The 17,082-nt window shown below is 69.1% G+C and carries 13 protein-coding genes; 2 read left to right on the plus strand and 11 right to left on the minus strand.

All coding sequences use genetic code 11. The features are described 5' to 3' along the window. Positions 1-23 precede the first annotated feature (23 nt). From ACZ7L6_RS39055 to ACZ7L6_RS39085, 7 genes are all read right to left on the minus strand, one after another. Positions 24-1,256, minus strand: a complete 1,233-nt coding sequence (locus tag ACZ7L6_RS39055; RefSeq protein WP_471932507.1) for a sarcosine oxidase subunit beta family protein — start codon at positions 1,254-1,256, stop codon at positions 24-26. A gap of 70 nt (positions 1,257-1,326) precedes the next feature. Continuing rightward, positions 1,327-2,187: a bifunctional methylenetetrahydrofolate dehydrogenase/methenyltetrahydrofolate cyclohydrolase gene (locus tag ACZ7L6_RS39060; RefSeq protein ID WP_471932509.1), complete on the minus strand. Its 861-nt coding sequence runs from the start codon at positions 2,185-2,187 to the stop codon at positions 1,327-1,329. 37 nt (positions 2,188-2,224) lie between these two features. Beyond that, complete coding sequence (locus ACZ7L6_RS39065) at positions 2,225-4,663, minus strand: GcvT family protein (protein WP_471932511.1); 2,439 nt, start codon at positions 4,661-4,663, stop codon at positions 2,225-2,227. A 181-nt stretch (positions 4,664-4,844) separates the two neighbouring features. Beyond that, complete coding sequence (locus ACZ7L6_RS39070; RefSeq protein ID WP_471932513.1) at positions 4,845-5,831, minus strand: ABC transporter substrate-binding protein; 987 nt, start codon at positions 5,829-5,831, stop codon at positions 4,845-4,847. Between the two features lie 13 nt (positions 5,832-5,844). Beyond that, positions 5,845-7,845, minus strand: a complete 2,001-nt coding sequence (locus ACZ7L6_RS39075; RefSeq protein WP_471932515.1) for an ABC transporter permease — start codon at positions 7,843-7,845, stop codon at positions 5,845-5,847. Beyond that, positions 7,845-8,930 carry a quaternary amine ABC transporter ATP-binding protein gene (locus ACZ7L6_RS39080; RefSeq protein WP_471932517.1) on the minus strand — a complete coding sequence of 362 codons (1,086 nt, stop codon included), beginning with the start codon at positions 8,928-8,930 and terminating at the stop codon, positions 7,845-7,847. Before ACZ7L6_RS39080 ends, ACZ7L6_RS39075 begins: the two co-directional genes overlap by 1 nt. A gap of 20 nt (positions 8,931-8,950) precedes the next feature. Further along, positions 8,951-10,420 (minus strand): aldehyde dehydrogenase family protein, encoded by a 1,470-nt coding sequence (locus ACZ7L6_RS39085; protein ID WP_471932519.1) that lies wholly within the window; start codon positions 10,418-10,420, stop codon positions 8,951-8,953. A 231-nt stretch (positions 10,421-10,651) separates the two neighbouring features. On the opposite strand from ACZ7L6_RS39085, the gene purU reads away from it, so the two are divergent. Then, positions 10,652-11,524, plus strand: a complete 873-nt coding sequence (purU, locus tag ACZ7L6_RS39090; RefSeq protein ID WP_471932521.1) for a formyltetrahydrofolate deformylase — start codon at positions 10,652-10,654, stop codon at positions 11,522-11,524. 77 nt (positions 11,525-11,601) lie between these two features. On the opposite strand, the gene ACZ7L6_RS39095 is transcribed toward purU, so the two are convergent. Genes ACZ7L6_RS39095 through betA form a run of 3 tightly spaced genes read right to left on the minus strand, consistent with a single transcriptional unit; the run spans position 11,602 to position 14,967 of the window. Next, a complete protein-coding gene (locus tag ACZ7L6_RS39095) occupies positions 11,602-12,444 on the minus strand; it encodes an alpha/beta fold hydrolase (RefSeq protein WP_471932523.1) in 843 nt (280 codons plus the stop codon). 12 nt (positions 12,445-12,456) lie between these two features. Further along, positions 12,457-13,293, minus strand: a complete 837-nt coding sequence (locus tag ACZ7L6_RS39100) for a methylenetetrahydrofolate reductase (RefSeq protein WP_471932525.1) — start codon at positions 13,291-13,293, stop codon at positions 12,457-12,459. Positions 13,294-13,296: 3 nt separating this feature from the next. Next, entirely contained in the window at positions 13,297-14,967 is a 1,671-nt protein-coding gene (betA, locus tag ACZ7L6_RS39105; protein ID WP_471932527.1) for a choline dehydrogenase, read from the minus strand. A 202-nt stretch (positions 14,968-15,169) separates the two neighbouring features. Between betA and ACZ7L6_RS39110 the strand changes: the two genes are divergently transcribed. Further along, the gene (locus ACZ7L6_RS39110) at positions 15,170-15,916 is read left to right on the plus strand and encodes an IclR family transcriptional regulator (protein WP_471932701.1); all 747 of its coding nucleotides are present in this window, start codon (positions 15,170-15,172) and stop codon (positions 15,914-15,916) included. A 1-nt stretch (position 15,917) separates the two neighbouring features. Here ACZ7L6_RS39110 and ACZ7L6_RS39115 read toward each other — a convergent pair whose 3' ends face one another. Next, the gene (locus tag ACZ7L6_RS39115) at positions 15,918-17,048 is read right to left on the minus strand and encodes an aromatic ring-hydroxylating oxygenase subunit alpha (RefSeq protein WP_471932529.1); all 1,131 of its coding nucleotides are present in this window, start codon (positions 17,046-17,048) and stop codon (positions 15,918-15,920) included. Between the last annotated feature and the right edge of the window lie 34 nt (positions 17,049-17,082).

Raw genomic sequence — 17,082 nt, forward strand, 5'->3', positions numbered from 1 at the left:
TCGGCTCCCAGATTCCAGTGGTCCTAGTGGGCCACCGCGGCCGCGCCGTGCTCGTCGACGAGCGCGCCGGTGGTGAAACGGTCGAGCGAGAAGGGGGCGTTGAGGGCGTGCGGGGTGTCGTTGGCGATGGTGTGGGCGTAGACCCAGCCGACGCCCGGGGTGGCCTTGAAACCGCCCGTTCCCCAGCCGCAGTTGAGATAGAGGTTGTCGACGGGGCTGAGCCCGATGATCGGTGAGGCGTCGGGGCTGGTGTCGACGATGCCGCCCCAGGTGCGCAGGACGTGGGCGCGGGCGAAGACCGGGAAGAGCTCCAGGGCCGCCGACATCTGCTCTTCGATGATGTGGAAGGCGCCCCGCTGGGTGTACGAGTTGTACGCGTCGATGCCCGCGCCCATGACCAGCTCGCCCTTGTGGGCCTGGCTGACGTACACGTGGACGGCGTTGGACATGACGACCGTGGGGTGCACCGGCTCCAGCAGCTCGGAGACCAGGGCCTGCAACGGGTGGCTCTGGATGGGGAGTTCGATGCCCGCCATCGCCGCGAGGACCGAGGTGTGGCCCGCCGAGCAGAGCGCGACCTTGCCGGCCGCGATGGGGCCCAGGTTCGTCTGGACGCCCACTACCCGGTTGCCGACCACGTCGAGGCCCGTGACCTCGCAGTTCTGGATGATGTCGATGCCTGCCGCGTCCGCAGAGCGGGCCAGGCCCCAGGCGACGTAGTCGTGCTTGGCGATGCCCGCTCGCGGCTGGTACGTGGCGCCCAGGACCGGGTAGCGCACGTCCGGCGAGATGTTGACGATCGGGCAGACCTCCTTGACGCCGTCCGCGTCGAGCCACTCCGCGTCCACACCGTTGAGGCGGTTCGCCTCGACGCGGCGGACGCTGTCGCGGACGTCCTGGAGGCTGTGGGCGAGGTTCAGCACACCGCGCTGCGAGAAGAGGATCGGGTAGTCGAGCTCCTCCGCCAGGCCCTCCCAGAGCTTGAGGGCGTGCTCGTAGATGCCGGCGCTCTCGTCCCAGAGGTAGTTGGAGCGGATGATCGTGGTGTTGCGGGCCATGTTGCCGCCCGCGAGCCAGCCCTTCTCCAGCACCGCGACGTTGGTGATGCCGTGGTTCCTGGCGAGGTAGTGCGCGGTGGCGAGGCCGTGGCCGCCGCCGCCGACGATCACCACGTCGTACGACTTCTTGGGCTCGGGATTGCGCCACAGGAAGTCGGGGTGGTCGGGCAGGTCGGCGCCGGGGGTGCGGGGGCTCATCGGACGTCTCCGTCTTCTGAAAGGGCGTCTGCGAGGTGCGGATGCTGCGGGTACTCGGGGGCGTGCGCGTTCATACGGCGGTGGCGTTCCTCTCGGCGGCCTCGACGACGTTGGCGAGCAACATCGCCCGGGTCATGGGGCCCACGCCGCCGGGCATGGGCGCGATCCATCCGGCGACCTGGGCGGCGTCCGGGTGGATGTCGCCGACCAGGCCCTGCTCGGTGCGGGTGATGCCCACGTCCAGGACCGCGGCGCCGGGGCGCAGCATGTCCTTGGTGACCAGTCCGGGCGAGCCGGCGGCGGCGATGACGATGTCCGCCTCGCGGACGTGCCAGGCCAGGCCCTTGGTGCCGGTGTGGCACAGGGTGACGGTGGCGTTCTCGGAGCGGCGGGTGAGCAGGAGGCCGATCGGGCGGCCGACCGTGATGCCGCGGCCGATCACGCAGACGCGTGCTCCGGCGAGCGGTACGTCGTGGCGGCGGAGCAGCTCCACGATGCCGCGCGGGGTGCACGGCAGTGGTGCCTCGACGCCCAGGGTGAGCCGGCCGAGGTTGACGGGGTGCAGGCCGTCGGCGTCCTTGGCCGGGTCCATGCGTTCCAGTACGGCGTTGGCGTCCAGGTGACGCGGCAGCGGGAGCTGGACGATGTAGCCGGTGCAGGCCGGGTCGGCGTTGAGCTCGTCGATCGTCTCCTCGACCTGCTGCTGGGAGGCGTCGGCGGGCAGGTCCCGGCGGATGGAGGCGATACCGACCTGCGCGCAGTCGCGGTGCTTGCCGGCGACGTAGGCATGGCTGCCGGGGTCGTCGCCGACCAGGACGGTGCCCAGGCCCGGCGGGCGGCCGTTCGTGGCCGTCAACTTGGCCACGCGCTCCGCGAGTTCGCGGCGGATGTCGGCGGCGGTCGCCCTGCCGTCGAGCAGCTGTGCGTTCACCGGCGGTGTTCCTTCCCTCGGAGTCGACGCGGGGGTGTCAGCCACGGAGGCGGGACATGGTGGGGTCGAACAGGGGCTCCTCGGCGACGACCGCCTCGACGCGCTGGTCGAAGTAGCCGATCTGCAGGGGCGTGCCCGGGTTGGCCAGCTCCGCCGGGAGCCAGGCGTAGGCGATGCCCTTGTCGATGGTGTAGCCGTAGGCGGCGCTGGTGACGTAGCCGACCGCTCGGTCGCCGTCGTACACCGGCTCCTTGCCCAGGACGACCGCATGCGGGTCGTCGATGGTGAGGCAGGTCAGCCTGCGCCGTACGTTCTCCTTGCGGCGCTCCAGCGCCGCCTTGCCGATGAAGTCGCCCTTGTCGAGCTTGACGGCGAAGCCGACGCCGGCCTCGTAGGGGTCGTGCTCGTAGGTCATGTCGGTGCCGAAGGAGCGGTAGCCCTTCTCCAGGCGGAGGCTGTTGAAGGCGCCGCGGCCGGCGATGACGCCCCCGAGCGGCTTCGCCGCCTGCCACAGGGTGTCCCACAGCTTCTGGCCCTGATCGGCGGTGGTGTACAGCTCCCAGCCGAGTTCACCGACGTAGGACAGGCGCATCGCCGTCACCGGGACGCTGCCGATGTAGGCGCGCTTGGCGCGGAAGTACTTGAGGCCGTCGTTGGTGAAGTCCTCGTCCGTCAGCGGCTGGAGGACCTTGCGGGCGAGCGGGCCCCACAGGCCGATGCAGCAGGTGCCGGGGGTGATGTCGCGTACCTGGACCGTGCCGTCCGCGGGGAGGTGGCGGCTGAACCAGTCGAGGTCGAGGTTGCCGTTGGCGCCGACCTGGAAGAGGTCGCGGGCGAGGCGGGCGACGGTGATGTCGCTGCGGATGCCGCCGTCGTGGTCGAGGAGCAGGGTGTACGTCACCGAGCCGACCGACTTGGCGACCTTGCCGGTGCACAGGCGCTCCAGGAACTCGGCGGAGCCGGGGCCGCTCACCTCCAGGCGCTTGAGGGCCGTCATGTCGTACATCGCGACGGTCTCGCGGGTGACCTGTGCCTCGGCGCCGACGATGGGCGACCAGAACTGTGCGGCCCAGTCGTTCGGGGTGGGGATGGAACGGCCCTCGACCAGCTTCGCGTTGGCCTCGTACCACTGCGGGCGCTCCCAGCCGTTCGCCTCCAGGAAGAAGGCGCCGTGCTCCTGCTGACGGGCGTGGAAGGGGCTGGTGCGGATCGGGCGCGGGTCGCCGGACGGCTGGAGGGGGTGGAGGATGTCGTAGACCTCGACGAAGTTCTGGCAGTCGCGGGCCAGGACGTACTCCGGGGACAGCTGGTGCGGCTCGAAGCGGTTGACGTCGCACTCGTGCAGGTCGAAGGACGAGCAGTGGCCGTCGACCAGCCACTCGGCCATGGCCCGGCCGACGCCCGCGGAGTGGGTGACCCACACGGCCTCGGCGACCCAGAAGCCCTTGACGTCCGGGGACTCGCCGAGGAGCGGGAAGTTGTCGGTGGTGAAGGAGAACAGGCCGTTGATGCCCTCCTCGACCTTCGCCTCCTTCGTGGCGGGGAGGAGGGACTGCGTCTCGGTCCAGGCCGGCTCGAAGTCCTCCTCGGTGAACTTGAGGATCGAGGGCATCTCGGCCGCCTCGTCGACCGAGAGGATCTCGTCGGCGGTGATCGGCATCGGGCGGTGGCCGTAGTAGCCGATGCCGATGCCGTCGAAGCGGTCACGGTAGTAGAGGTCGGCGTCCTGGTGGCGCAGGATCGGGCGGACCGCCTCCTCCGTCTGACCGGCGAGGGCCGGGACGGGGCCGGTCCAGGCGAGCTGGTGGGCGAGCGGGGTCAGCGGCAGGTTCATGCCGACCATGCGGGCGATCTTCGGGCCCCAGATGCCGGCGCAGCACACGACGATGTCGGCTTCCAGATCGCCCTGGTCGGTGCGGACGCCCGTCACCTCGCCGTCGGCCGTCAGGACGTCCAGGACCTCGTGGCGGGCGAGGAAGCGTACGCCGCGCTCGGTGGCCCGGCGGATCTGGGCCTCGACGGCGAGGACGGCCTTGGCGAGGCCGTCGGTCGGGACGAGGAGGCCGCCGAGGACCTTGTCGCGGTTGACCAGTGGGTGCTGCTCGACGCACTCGTCGGCGGTCAGGATCCGTGACTCGATGCCCCAGGCGGTGATCCAGCCGTGCCGGCGGTGCAGTTCGGCGAGGCGCTCCGGCGTGGTCGCCACCTCAAGGCCGCCGACCTGGAGGAAGCAGGGCTTGCCGTCGACGTCGAGGGAGCAGAACTTCTCGACGGTGTAGCGGGCCAGCTCCGTCATGGTCTTCGAGGAGTTCGTCTGGAAGACCAGGCCGGGGGCGTGCGAGGTCGAGCCACCGGTGGCCGGGAGCGGCCCCTGGTCGACCACGGTCACCTCGGTCCAGCCCCGCGCCGAGATCTCGTCCGCGAGCGCCGCGCCGACGACCCCCGCTCCGATGATGACCACACGCGGTCCCGCCATCGCCGCACCTCCGGTTGAGTTGCTCTTTACGCAACGTGATTCAAGTTGCGCAACTCAATGTGCCTGCCCCGCAGGTGGGTGTCAAGAGGTCCGGTGACGTCGGAAAACGGCCCGGAAAACAGGAATGCCCGGTGGGCGGTGCGCGTCCGGGCGCACCGCCCACCGGGCATCCGTGGAGGGCCTACTTGATCCAGGCCTCCACCTTGTCCCGGTTGGCCTCGACCCACTTCTTCGCGGCCGCCTCGGGGGTCATCTTGTCCACCGCGATGTACTTGGCCACGATGTTCTGGTCCTCGTTGGTCCAGGTGAAGTTCTTCACCAGGTCATAGGCCGGGCTGCCCGACTTGGCGAACTTCGCGCTGACGATCTTGTCCAGCTTGTAGACCGGGTAGTCGCAGTCGACCTTCTCGGCGTCGGCGTCGCAGCCCGTCTTGTATTCGGGCAGCTTGACCTTCTTCAGCGGCACCTCGGACATGAACCACTGCGGCTCGTAGAAGTAGCCGATCACCCATTCCTTGTCCTTCTCCGCCTTGCGGAAGGCCTGGATGAGGGCGGTCTCGCTGCCCGCGTACACCACCTTGTAGTCCAGCTTGAGGTTCTTCACCAGCGCCTCGTCGTTGGTCACGAACGACGGGTCGCCGTCGAGGAGCTGGCCCTTGCCACCGGACTCGGACGTCTTGAACTCGGCGGCGTACTTGTTGAGGTTGTTCCAGTCGAGGATATCCGGGTGCGCCTTGGCCAGCCACGGCGGCACGTACCAGCCGATGAGGCCTTCGTTGCCGGTCGGGCCGGCCTCGACGGCGGTCTTCTGGTCGGTGATGTACTTCTTCTTCAGGTCGTCGTGACCCCAGTTCTCGACGACGGCGTCGACCTCGCCCGTCCCGAAGCCCTGCCAGGCGATCTCCTCCTTGAGGTCCTTCTGGGTGACCTTGCAGCCGAGGTCGTGCTCCGCGACGTACGCGATGACCGCCGCGTTGGCCTCGTAGCCCACCCACGGGTTGACCGCGAGGTTGAAGGTGCCGCACTTGCCCGAGCTGCCCGAGCCGCCGGCGTCCGAGGAGCTGTCACCGACCTTCGCACCGCCGCAGGCGGTGAGGGTGAGCCCGAGGACGGCCATGCCCGCTATGCCGGCCGTGCCGACTCTCCACTGTCTTGCTTGCCTTGCCATGGTCAGTTGCTCCTTACGCGCTGGTACGCCGCGCCGCTGCCTGAGTGATCCGGTCGAACATGACTCCGAGAAGGACGATGGCGAGCCCTGCGGCGAGCCCCTTCCCGAACAACTGCCCCTGCGAGAAGCCGGCCACGACGTCGTAGCCGAGGGCGCCCGCCCCCACCAGGCCGCCCACCACAACCATCGACAGCACGTAGATCAGGCCCTGGTTGGTCGCGAGAGTCAGGGCGCCGCGTGCCATCGGCAGTTGGACCTTGGTGATGATCTGCCAGGTGTTGCACCCGGCGGAGGTGGCCGCCTCCACGGTCGTCGCGGGCACGTTCCGCACGCCGTCCGCGATGATCTTCATCGCGACGGGAGCCGCGTAGACGACGGCGGCGACGATCGCCGTGAAGCGGGTCGCGCCGAACAGCGCGAGGAACGGCACGAGGTAGACGAACGGCGGCATGACCTGGGCCGCGTCCAGGGTGGGCCGGATCAGCCGGTCCACCAGCGCGCTGCGTCCCATCCACACGCCGAAGACGACGCCGAGCAGCATCACCAGCACCGTGGCGACGAGGGTGGACGCCAGCGTCGTCATGCCGTCCGACCACACTCCGGTGCCGACCAGCAGGCCCACGCACACCGTCGTGGTGACACCGGCGCGCCAGCCGCCGAGGACGACGGCGAGCGCGATCAGTGCCGCGCCGACGAGCCACCACGGGGAGTCCGTGAGCAGCGCCTGGAACGGGTTGAGCAGGCTGTTGGTGATGGCGTCCCGGAAGGCGTTGGTGATGCCCGAGAGGTTGTCCTGCACCCAGGTGGTCAGGTTGTCCGCCGTGCTCCTGATGGTGGTGCCGGTGCTCCCCTCGCCGGGGAACTCCGCCGCCCACAGGTAGGTGTGGGACAGATAGGCCAGGACCGCCGTGACCGCCGCTCCCGCCGCCAGCAGCGGGCGTCGCCAGGTCAGGAAGCGGTTCTTCGAACGGCGGGCGGCCTCCTCGCGTGCGCTCGCCGCGGTGGTGACCCGGTCCAGCACGATGGCCATGACGACGATGGCCAGACCCGCGTTGAAGGCGGTGCCGACGTCGAGCGTCTGGAGTGCCTGGACGACGGTCTTGCCGAGGCCGGGCGCGTCGATCAGGGCGGCGATGGTCACCATGGCCAGGGCGGCCATGATGGTCTGGTTGACGCCCATCACCACGGTCCGCTTGGACATCGGCAGCAGGACCTTCATCAGCGACTGCCGTCGCGTCGCACCCAGCGAGTCGGCCGCCTCCACCGTCGTCTCCGGTACGGAGCGGATGGCGTGCGCGGTGATGCGGATCGTCGGCGGCGCCGCGTAGATCAGCGTGGCGATCGTGGCGGAGGCCGGGCCGATCTGGAAGAACAGCGTCAGCGGGGCCAGGTAGACGAAGGTCGGCATGGTCTGCATGAGGTCGAGGAAGGGCGTCACGAACCGGTTGAACCGGTCGGACAGCCCCGCCCACACACCCAGCGGGATCGCGATCACCAGCGCCACGAAGACGGCGGAGACGGTGAGCGCCAGGGTGTCCATGCTCTCCTGCCACAGGCCCTGAAGGCCCAGGAAGGTGAAGCCGGCCACCGCCAGCAGCGCGACCCGCCAGTTGCCCACGGCCCAGGAGACATAGCCGGCGATGCCGACCACACCGAGCCAGCCGATCTGCGGGACGGGGCGGCCGGCGGGCTCCTGCGAGATCAGCTCCTGGATGAAGGTCACCAGGTTGTCGATGACCAGGCGGATCTCGTTGAAGAAGTACAGGAAGACGGGGTTGGAGTTGCGGTTCGCGCCGATGGAGTCGTTGACGTCGTTGAACCACCGGTGCAGATCGGTGAGGTCGGCCGCCGCCAGGGCGAGGGTCTGCTTGCCGCGCAGTGCGACGAACAGCACCAGCCAGACGACAAGGATGGCGCCGACCACCATGGACCGGCTGACCTTGCGTGTCTCTTTGACGGGAGCGGCCGGCTCGGGTGTCCGCGTCTTCTCGGGTTTCTCGACGACGACGGTCATCACGCGCCGCCTTCCTGCCCGGCGACCACCGCGAGGATCTCCTCGTCGCCGACGATGCCGAGCAGTTTGCCGTTCTCGACGACCTTGACCGGCTTGTCGGCCGCGAGCACCGCCCGCGTGGCCTCCTTCACCACGACGTCCGGGCCCAGCTCGGGGCCGTCCAGGGCGTCGCCGTCCTCCAGAGGCCGCATGATCCATCGCAGGGTCAGCACGTCACCGCGCGGCACGTCCTTGACGAACTCGCGCACGTAGTCGTCCGCCGGGGCGCCCACCAGCTCGTCGCCGGTACCGCACTGGACCATCTTGCCGTCGCGCATGATGAGGATGCGGTCGCCCAGTTTGAGGGCCTCGGAGAGGTCGTGGGTGATGAACACCATCGTCTTGCCGACCTCGTGGTGCAGCCGGATGACCTCGTTCTGCATGTCACGGCGGATCAGCGGGTCGAGCGCCGAGAACGGCTCGTCGAAGAAGAGCACGTCCGGATCACCGGCCAGCGCCCGGGCGAGGCCCACACGCTGCTGCATACCTCCCGACAGCTGGTCGGGGTAGGAGTTCTCGTATCCCGCGAGGCCGACCAGCTCGACGACCTCCTGGGCCCGCCTGGTGCGCTCTGCCCTGCCCATGCCCCGGATCTCCAGACCGAACGCCACGTTGTCCACGACGCGGCGGTGGGGCAGCAGACCGAAGTGCTGGAAGACCATGGAGAACTTGCGGCGCCGCAGATCGCGCAGGCGCTTGTCGTCCGCCTGGCGGATGTCCTCGCCCTCGAAGACGACCTCACCGGCGGTGGGCTCGATCAGGCGGGTCAGACATCGCACCAGCGTGGACTTGCCCGAACCGGACAGGCCCATCACGACGAAGACCTCACCGGGCGAGACGTCGAAGTGGACGTCGCGTACGGCCGCGGTGCATCCGGTGCGGTCCATGAGCTCGCGGCGGGTGAGCCCGCACAGCTCCTCGGAGTCCGGCACCTGGTCGGCCTTCGGCCCGAACACCTTCCACAGCCTGCGCACGGAGATGACCGGGGTGGAGCCCGAGTCCTGGGGCGTGCCGCGCCGCTGCGACACCTCGGTCTGTGTGGTCACGTTCGACCTTCTTTCGGCGTTCAGCCGCGGAACCAGTGCTGCGGCCGGGGTTGGATGTTCTGCCAGATGTGTTTGGGCTCTCGGTATTCGTCGAGACCGGTCGGTCCCAGCTCCCGGCCCACGCCCGAATGCCCGAAGCCACCCCATTCCGCTTGCGGCACATAAGGGTGGTAGTCGTTGATCCACACCGTGCCGTGGCGCAGCCGCCGGGCGACCCACTGGGCCTTGCCGGCGTCCTGCGTCCACACGGCTCCGGCGAGTCCGTACTCGGTGTCGTTGGCGATGCGTACGGCGTCGTCCTCGTCGGTGAAGCGCTCCACCGTGAGCACGGGCCCGAACGACTCCTCGTGCACGACGCGCATGTCCTGCCGGCACTCGTCGAGCACGGTCGGCGAGTAGTAGTGGCCGTTCGCCAGCGCGGGATCGTCGGGGCGTGCGCCGCCGCAGCGCAGTACGGCGCCTTCGGCGAGGCCGGCCGCGACGTACGCCTCGACCTTCGCGAGGTGCTGTGCGGAGATCAGCGCCCCGGTCTCGGCCTCGGGGTCGAAGGGGCCGCCGAGGCGGATCTGCCGGGCACGGCGGACGATCTCGTCGACGAAGCGGTCGTGCAGACGGTCCTCGACGATGAGGCGGGTCCCGGCCGAGCAGACCTGCCCCGAGTGCAGGAAGACGGCCGTGAGGGCGAAGTCCACGGCCGTCTCGAAGTCGGCGTCGGCGAAGACGACGTTGGGGTTCTTGCCGCCGAGCTCCAGCGCGACCTTCTTCACGGTCGCGGCGGCGGTGGCCATGATGCGCTTGCCGGTCTCCAGGCCGCCGGTGAAGGAGACCATGTCGACGGCCGGGTGCTCGGAGAGCGGTGCGCCCACCTCGGGCCCCGTGCCCAGGACGAGATTGGCGGCGCCGGCCGGGAGTCCTGCTTCCTCCAGCGCCTTCATCAGCAGGATCGAGGTGGAGGGGGTGAGCTCGCTGGGCTTGAGGACGATCGTGTTGCCGGCGAGGAGCGCCGGGGCGACCTTCCAACTGGCCTGCAGCAAGGGGTAGTTCCAGGGTGTGATGAGCCCACACACCCCGACCGGCTCGTACACGACGCGGCTGACGGCGTCATCGCGACCCGTGTCGATCACCCGGCCGGCGTCCGTGCCGCCCAGCCCGCCGTAGTAACGGAAGCAGGAGACGACGTCGACGATGTCGTACTCGCTCTCCACCAGCCGCTTGCCGGTGTCCAGGGACTCCGCGCGGGCGAACTCCTTGGCGTCGCGCTCGACGATGTCGGCGGTGCGCAGCAACAGCGCGCCGCGCTCCCGCTCGGAGGTGCTCGGCCAGGGCCCCTCGTCGAAGGCCCGGCGGGCCGCGGCGATCGCCGCCTCGGTGTCGGGGCGTGTCGCCTCCGAGACGGTCGCCGCGAGCGTGCCGTCAGCGGGACATCGGATCTCCCGGTGCCCGCCGGCCACCGGGTTCCGCCATTCGCCATCCACGTACAGGTCTGCCACGCGCCGAGCCTTTCAACAGAAATTCGTTGCGCATCGTGCACCCAATTGCTTGTGGTGGAACACCCTGGCGAATGTCCAGACAGACGTCAAGAGGTTGGCCGATGACGATTTGGCCATGCGATCACTTACTGCGACCACTTACCCGGCCACCCTTGACCGCAAGCCTCGCCGCGCCGACCATGTTGCGTATCGCTCACCATGTTGTGCATTACGCACCGACGGAGGCCGCTTATGTCCCCTCGACCGCAACCTGGCCGTGAGTACGTCCTCACCCTCTCCTGTCCCGACAGCGCCGGACTGGTCCACGCCGTGAGCGGCTTTCTCGTCAGGAACTCCGGCAACATCCTGGAAAGCCAGCAGTTCGATGATCGACTCCAGGGCCGTTTCTTCATGAGGGTCCATTTCGACGTTTCCGATCCGAACGCCGGTCTGGAACAACTGCGTTACCGGTTCGGCCCCGTGGCCCAGGCCTACGGCATTTCCTGGACGCTGCGCGAGGCGGCCACGCCGACCCGGACGCTGATCATGGTGTCCAGGTTCGGCCACTGCCTGAACGACCTGCTCTTCCGCCGCCGCACCGGCGCCCTCAACATCGAGATCCCGGCGATCGTCTCGAACCACCGGGACTTCGAGGGGCTCGCGGAGACGTACGGCATCCCCTTCCACCACGTCCCGGTGACCAAGGAGACCAAGCCCGAGGCCGAGGCACGGCTGCTGGAGCTGGTGCGCGAGCTGGACATCGACCTGGTGGTGCTGGCCCGCTACATGCAGGTCCTCTCCGACGACCTGTGCAAGGAGCTGGAGGGCCGCGCCATCAACATCCACCACTCCTTCCTCCCCAGTTTCAAGGGCGCACGCCCCTACGAGCAGGCCTACCGGCGCGGAGTGAAGCTCGTCGGCGCGACGGCCCACTATGTGACGCCGGACCTGGACGAGGGCCAGATCATCGAACAGGACGTGGTCCGGGTGGACCACTCCCTCGACCCCGGCGACCTGGTCACGGTCGGACGGGACGTGGAGGCACAGGTGCTCGCGCACGCGGTGAAGTGGCACAGCGAGAGCCGCGTGATGGTGGACGGCAACCGCACGGTGGTCTTCCGCTGAGCCAAACCCACAAGGGGGCGGGACCGGATTCCGGTCCCGCCCCCCTTCGTATACGGTCCCGGGCGCGCCGCCCTCGGTCACAGCGGCAGCTGAAGGAAGGCGATGAGCGCCGCCGTGAGCTCCGCGGGGGCGTCCTCCTGGACGAGGTGACCCGCGCCGGCGATCGGTTCGAAGCACGCGCCGGGGATGAGAGCGGCGAGCTCGCGCCCCTTGGCCACAGGGATCCAGGTGTCGTCCTCGCCCCAGCAGACGAGCGTGGGGATGCCGATCGCGCCGTACCGACTCTGGATCTCGTCGGTGTACCGCTGGTCGGCCTGAGCGATCTGCCGGTAGAAGGCCGCCTGGCCGGGGCCGTCCACCCAGGGCTCGACGAGCCGGTCGAGGACCGCGGGATGCAGGCCGGGGCTGCTGGCGGAACTGACGTACTCACGCACCAGGGCGCCGTGGAGCGCGGGCGGCAACTGCTCGAAGACGTCGGCGTGCTCGCCGACCAGCCGGAAGAACGGGGACCCCCACGGTGCCAGCGCCACCGGGTCCACCAGGGCGAGGCCCCGGTAGCGGGCGCCGTGCAGCAGGTGGGCCCGTAATGCGACGGCACCGCCGAAGTCGTGGGCGACGACGAGCGGTTCGTCCAGGCCCCAGCGGCTCAGGAGTTCGGTGAAGACGCGGCCCTGCGCGGCCAGCGACACGTCCTGGCCCGCTGCCTTCTCCGAGGCCCCGTAGCCGGGCATGTCCCAGACGAAGACCTCGTGGTGGCGGGCGAGCGAGCGGGCGACGGCACGCCATACATACGAGGAGAAGGGCGTGCCATGCAGAAGCACGACCGGCGGTCGGCCGGGCTGTCCCAGCCGACCCCAACGGACGTGCCCTGATGCGCTGTTGAAGGTCTGGGTCAGCTTCCAATCGAGGTCCGTTGCCATCCTTCTCCCGGTTCAGCCGCCCAGCCGGTCCAGCAGCGCGCGGCGCCACCGCTCCGTCTCGGCGATCTGGTTGAACGTGAACATGTGCAGACCGGCCACGCCGGCCGAGGGTGCGGTGAGCGCCTCCTGCGTGCGGGTCAGCAGCCTCTCGGGCGCATACCCTCCGGGCGCCGCGAAACGCACGAACCAGGAGGCGTGCTTCGTCAGGAAGCGCGTCGACTCCCCCACCCCGATCTTCGTGGCCATCGCCAGGAGCTTCGCCCGCTGCACGGGCCCGGCGACCCCCACATACAGGGGCAGGGTGACGTCCCGGCGCCGTATGCGCGCGATCCACTCCCCCAGCACCCTCGGGTCGAAGCAGAGGTTGCTCACGAGGTACGTGGCGTGCTCGCGCTTGTCCCACATCGCCTGGATGGTGACGTCGTCGTGGATGAGGGGATGGCTCTCGGGGTAGCCGGTGACGCCGACGTGAGCGAAGGGGCTGCCCAGCTCGCTCAGCCTGCGCAGCACCGGCAGCGCCCCGTCGTAGACCCCGGCGGGCGGGTCGGCGTCGCCCGCCGGGACGAAGACGTCGTCCACGCCCGCCTCGCGCAGCCGGCCCGCGACCTCCTTCAGGTGCAGGTCGTCCCGCAGCAGCCGCGCCGGCACGTGCGGGACGACCCGGTAGCCGTGGCCCGCGAGCCGGCCGGCGAGGGCGAGGGTCGGTTCCAGGCCCTTGACCGGCGAGGCCGTCACGGTGACGACGACGTCGCGCGGCACATGGGCGAGGACCTTGTCCTCGGTCGCCTTCGCGGGCAGCACCTCATAGCGGACGCTGTGCAGCAGCGCCCTGAGCCCTGCGGTGCCCAATGTCTACCCCGTCTGCTTCTGAGCGTCGCGGAGGCGGTAGTACGCGGCCTTCGACGGCTCCAACGGCTGCTTGCCGAGGATCAGGTCGGCGGCCTTCTCGGCGATCATCATCACCGGGGCGTAGATGTTGCCGTTGGTGACGTAGGGCATCACCGACGCGTCCACCACGCGCAGGCCCTCCACGCCGTGCACCCGCATGCTCGCGGGGTCGACGACGGACATCTCGTCGGTGCCCATCTTGCAGGTGCAGGACGGGTGCAGGGCGGTCTCGCCCTCCTTCGCGACCCAGGCGAGGATCTCCTCGTCCGTCTCCACCGACGGCCCCGGCGAGACCTCCCCGCCGTTGTACGGGGCGAGGGCGGGCTGGTTGAGGAGCTTGCGGGCCACACGGATCGCCTCGACCCATTCGCGGCGGTCCTGCTCGGTGGAGAGGTAGTTGAAGCGCAGCGCCGGGTGTTCGCGCGGGTCCTTGCTCTTGATCTTCACCGAGCCGATGGCGTCGGAGTACATGGGTCCGACGTGCACCTGGTAGCCGTGGTCACCGGCGGGCGAGGAGCCGTCGTAGCGGACCGCGACGGGCAGGAAGTGGAACATCAGGTTGGGGTAGTCGACGTCCTCGTTGCTGCGGGCGAAACCGCCGGCCTCGAAGTGGTTGGTCGCCGCCGGACCCTTCCTGAACAGCCACTGCAGGCCGATGAAGGGGGCACGCCACTTCGCCATGTACGGCTGCATGGAGACGGGCTGCTTGCAGGCGTACTGGACGTAGACCTCAAGGTGGTCCTGCATGTTCTCGCCGACGCCCGGGAGGTCGTGGACGACGTCGATGCCGAGGGCGCGCAGCTCTTCGGCGTTGCCGACACCGGAGAGCTGCAGCAGCTGCGGGGAGTTGATGGCGCCGCCGCAGAGGATGACTTCCCCGGCGCGGACCTGCTGGAGCGCACCCCGGCCGCGCTGGAACTCGACACCGACGGCGCGCTTGCCCTCGAAGAGGACGCGGGTGACCAGGGCGCGGGTCTTGACGGTGAGGTTGGGCCGCTTCATCGCGGGCTTGAGGTACGCCTTCGAGGCCGACAGGCGACGTCCACGGTGGACATTCCGGTCGAACTTGGCGAAACCTTCCTGTCGATAGCCGTTGACGTCCTCGGTCGGCGCGTAGCCCGCCTCCTCAGTGGCCTTGAGGAAGGCGCCGAAGAGGGGATTGGTCGCCGGGCCGCGTTCGAGCACCAGCGGCCCGTCGTGGCCGCGGAACTCGTCGTCCGGATCGGCCGCCAGACAGTTCTCCATCCGCCGGAAGTACGGCAGACAGTGGGCGTAGTCCCAGGCCTCCATGCCCGGGTCGGCCGCCCAGCGCTCGTAGTCCATGGGGTTGCCGCGCTGGAAGATCATGCCGTTGATGCTGCTGGAGCCGCCCAGGACCTTGCCGCGGGCGTGGTAGATGCGCCGGCCGCCCATGTGGGGCTCGGGCTCGGACTCGTACTTCCAGTCGTAGAACCGGCTGCCGATCGGGTACGTCAGCGCCGCGGGCATGTGGATGAAGACGTCCCACGGGTAGTCCGACCGGCCGGCCTCCAGGACCAGCACCCGGTTGGCCGGGTCAGCGGAGAGTCTGTTCGCCAGTGCACTGCCGGCCGAACCGCCGCCGACGATGACGAAGTCGTACTGCACAGGAGCCATGGTGCCTCGTCTCGCTCGCGCCGTAGATATGCGAGGCATGCTAAACCCGGTCGCGTTATACGCACCAGGTTGCGAACCACGCAACTTCCAACATCTTGGTTTCGGTCCGGTTACTTGCAGGGGCGTTGTTTACTACGCGTATAGTTTTACTGTGAGCAACTACAGCCCTGACTCAGAAACGTCGAATTCGCAGGCCGGCGGCGTGCAGTCGGTCGACCGCGCCATCAGCGTCCTGGAGATCCTCGCCCAGCGTGGCGAGGCGGGCGTCAGTGAGGTGGCGGGCGAGATCGACGTCCACAAGTCCACCGCCTTCCGCCTGCTCGGTGCCCTGGAGGCGCGTGGCCTGGTGGAGCAGGCCGGTGAGCGCGGCAAGTACCGGCTCGGCTTCGGCATCGTCCGCCTGGCCGGCGCGGTCACCGGCCGGATCGACATCACCCAGCAGGGCCGCCCGGTCTGCGAGCGCCTCGCCGAGGAGATCGGCGAGACGGTGAACATCGCCGTCATGCAGGAGCACTACGCGATCAACCTGTATCAGGTGCGCGGCCCGGGCGCGGTCACCGCGCACAACTGGGTCGGCCAGCTGACGCCGCTGCACGCCACGTCGAGCGGCAAGATCCTGCTGGCCCACATGCCCGCGAAGGAGCGCGCCGCGCTGCTGTCCGCCGCCGGCATGAAGAAGGTCACCCCGCACACCATCACGGCGAAGACGAAGCTCGAGAAGAACCTCGCCGAGGCGCGGGAGCGGGGCTACGCCTTCACCCTGGAGGAGCTGGAGATCGGCCTGCACGCCATGGCCGCGCCGGTCCGCAACCGGGACGGCGAGGTCATCGCGGCACTGAGCGCCTCCGGGCCCTCCTACCGGTTCACCGAGGAGCGTCTGCACGAGCTCTCCCCGGTGCTCGTCAAGGGCGCCGAGGAGATCAGCCACCGGATGGGCTACCTGGGCTGAGTCAGCCCTGAGAAATGCCCAGGCGCTCGTTCACCCAGTCGTGGAAGGCGCCGATGTGGTGCTCGCTGGGCACCAGCACGCCCCCCTTGGCGTACATACGGGAACTCATGCCGGGCTGCGTGCGCTCGCAGGCATCGAAGTCCTGCTGGTTGACGCGGTGGAAGAGTTCCACGGACCGGCTGACGTCCTTGCCGCTCTCGACGACATGCGGCAGGTACAGCCAGTCGCACTCGACGATCGTGCGGTCCACGGACACCGGGTACATCCGGTGGAAGATCACGTGGTCGGGCACGAGATTGATGAACACCTGGGGCTTGACGGTGATCGCGTAGTAGCGGCGGTCCTGATCCTCGGCGACCCCGGGAATGCGGTCCAGACCCTCCGAGCCGTCGACGGTGAAGCCCTGGACCTCGTCACCGAACTCCGCGCCGTGGCCGACGTAGTACTGGGCCGCGTAGCCGTCCGCGAACTCCGGCAGTACCTCCGTGAGTTCGGGGTGGATCGTGGCGCAGTGGTAGCACTCCATGAAGTTCTCGATGATGAGCTTCCAGTTCGACTTCACGTCGTACGTGATCCGCTTGCCGACGGAGAGGTTGTCGATGTCGTAGCGCTCGATCGACTCGACGTCGCCGAGGCGGGCGACGACCTCACCGATGACGTCCTCCTCGAAGGAGGGCGGGTTCTCGGCGAGGCAGACCCAGACATAGCCGAGCCATTCGCGTACCGCCACGCTCACCAGGCCGTACTCGGTGCGGCCCACGTCGGGCATCTTGGTGAGGTTGGGCGCCGCGACGAGCTTGCCGTTCAGGTCGTACGTCCAGGCGTGGTAGGGGCACTGGAAGGCCCGCTTGACCTCGCCGGTCTCCTCGGTGCAGAGCTTGGCCCCGCGGTGCCGGCACACGTTGAAGTACGCGCGGATGCTGTTGTCCCTCGCCCGGGTGACCAGGATGCTCTCGCGGCCCACGTCGACGGTGCGGAAGGCACCGGGCTTCGCCAGCTCGGAGGCCCGCGCCACGCAGAACCACATGGTCTCGAATATGCGCTCCTGCTCCTGGGCGAAGATCCCCGGGTCCGTGTAGGAGGAGCCGGGGAGGGTGGCGATCAGGCTGTCCGGCAGGCTGGTCGAGGTCACGGTGCACTCCTCGGGAGAACGTCGTGGAGGGGTC

Source organism: Streptomyces sp. NPDC107522 (assembly GCF_055657525.1).